The 1745-nt window shown below is 32.4% G+C and carries 3 protein-coding genes and 1 pseudogene; 3 read left to right on the top strand and 1 reads right to left on the bottom strand.

Annotated elements, in window-relative coordinates; genetic code table 11:
* A partial coding sequence (gene tyrS / locus HG1285_RS02845; RefSeq protein ID WP_083793139.1) for a tyrosine--tRNA ligase occupies positions 1-391 on the bottom strand: 391 nt, incomplete at its 3' end.
* Positions 392-515: 124 nt separating this feature from the next.
* Here tyrS and rplM point away from each other — a divergent pair.
* The 3 genes and pseudogenes from rplM to HG1285_RS02860 all read left to right on the top strand — a co-directional run.
* Positions 516-968 (top strand): 50S ribosomal protein L13, encoded by a 453-nt coding sequence (gene rplM, locus HG1285_RS02850; protein ID WP_008289021.1) that lies wholly within the window; start codon positions 516-518, stop codon positions 966-968.
* A 28-nt stretch (positions 969-996) separates the two neighbouring features.
* Complete coding sequence (rpsI, locus tag HG1285_RS02855; RefSeq protein ID WP_032497052.1) at positions 997-1416, top strand: 30S ribosomal protein S9; 420 nt, start codon at positions 997-999, stop codon at positions 1414-1416.
* A 3-nt stretch (positions 1417-1419) separates the two neighbouring features.
* Positions 1420-1745 (top strand): annotated as a pseudogene (locus HG1285_RS02860) (N-acetyl-gamma-glutamyl-phosphate reductase); the annotation flags it as partial.

The raw sequence follows: 1745 nt of genomic DNA, 5'->3' as shown, positions 1-1745 counted from the left end.
CGCTGTTAAAGACAACTACAGTTTTCTCAGGGTCTAAAACTTTAAAAACCTGCTCTTTATAGGTTTTCGCATTTTCAAAAACCTGCTCTTTTGTTAATGGTGGTCTTGTTTTATCTCTACCAGAAGGGTCGCCAATCATAGCTGTAAAATCACCTATAATAAAGTAAACAGTATGTCCAAGTTGTTGGAAAGTTCTAAGTTTTTGGAGTAAAACAGTATGTCCAAGATGAAGGTCTGGGGCAGTTGGGTCAAAACCTGCTTTTACAATTAAAGGTCTTCCTTCTTTTAATTTTTCAACAAGTTCTTCTTCTGATATTATTTCAATTGTTCCTTTTTTTATGTATTTTAATTGCTCCTCAGCAGGTAAATCCTTAAAATTTTTCAATAAAATCCTCCTAAAATCTTTAATTTTTAGAAATTAGTTTAACATTTTGGTAAAATATTTGACAACAAAAAATATATATTAGATAATATTCTTTCTGTATATACTAAATTTTGGAAAGGAGTTGCTGTAAATGAAAACATATCGTCCAAATGTTAATGAGATAGAGAGACAGTGGTATGTTGTTGACGCTACAGGAAAAACTCTTGGAAGACTTGCAACTTTAATAGCAAATGTTTTAAGAGGAAAACACAAGCCTTATTTCCAGCCAGATATGGATGTAGGTGATTTTGTTATTGTTCTAAATGCAGATAAAATATCTTACACAGGAAATAAAGAAACAGCTAAACTTTATCATTCATATTCTGGCTATCCTGGTGGATTAAAAACAAGAACATTAAAATGGATGCTTGAAAATAAACCTGAAGAAGTTGTTAGACTTGCTGTAGAAAGAATGCTTCCTAAAAATAAACTTCAAAAAAGATTTATGAAAAGGCTCAAAGTTTATAAAGGAAGTGAGCACAATCATCAGGCTCAAAAGCCAAAACCAATTGATGAAATAGTTCCTATGTGGAAGAATTTTTAAGGAGGTTTAGAATTTGGGAGCTAAATTAATGAAAGTTGACCCAAAAACTGCAAAATATGGAACAGGAAGAAGAAAAGAAGCTGTAGCAAGAGTTTGGATAATACCTGGAGGAACAGGAAAAATTATTGTTAAATCTTCTTCAAATAAAGAATGGGAAGCTAAAGAATATTTTGAAAGAGATATCTTAATGGCAAAAATAAACAGGCCATTTGTTATAACTGAAACTTTAGGAAAGTTTGATGTTTATGCAACTGTGAAAGGCAGCGGTAAGCCTGCACAAGCAGAAGCTGTAATGTATGGAATAGCAAAAGCATTAGAAGCATACAATCCAGAATTAAGACCGGTATTAAAGAAAGCTGGACTTATGACAAGGGATGCAAGAGTTAAAGAACGTAAGAAATACGCTCAAATGGGTGCAAGAGCTAAATACAGATGGTCTAAACGTTAAGAAATGTCTATTAAAGTTTCTATTGCCGGAGCGTCTGGATATACCGGCATTGAGCTTTTAAGAGTATTAATCCTTTATAAAGAAATTGAAATAGTTCAAATAACATCAAGACAATACGCAGGGAAAGCCTTAAAAGAGGTTTTCCCTTTTTTTATTAAAAGCCCTTTTGAAGACCTTATTTTTGATGAAAGTTTAGACTACACATCAGCAGACTATTATTTCTTAGCACTTCCTCACGAAGCATCACTTGAAACTGTCAAAAAGCTTTTAGATAACAATAAAAAAGTAATAGACCTATCAGGTGCTTATAGAATAAAAGATGTATCACA

Source organism: Hydrogenivirga sp. 128-5-R1-1 (genome assembly GCF_000171895.1).
This window is presented reverse-complemented; position numbering and strand designations above follow the sequence as displayed.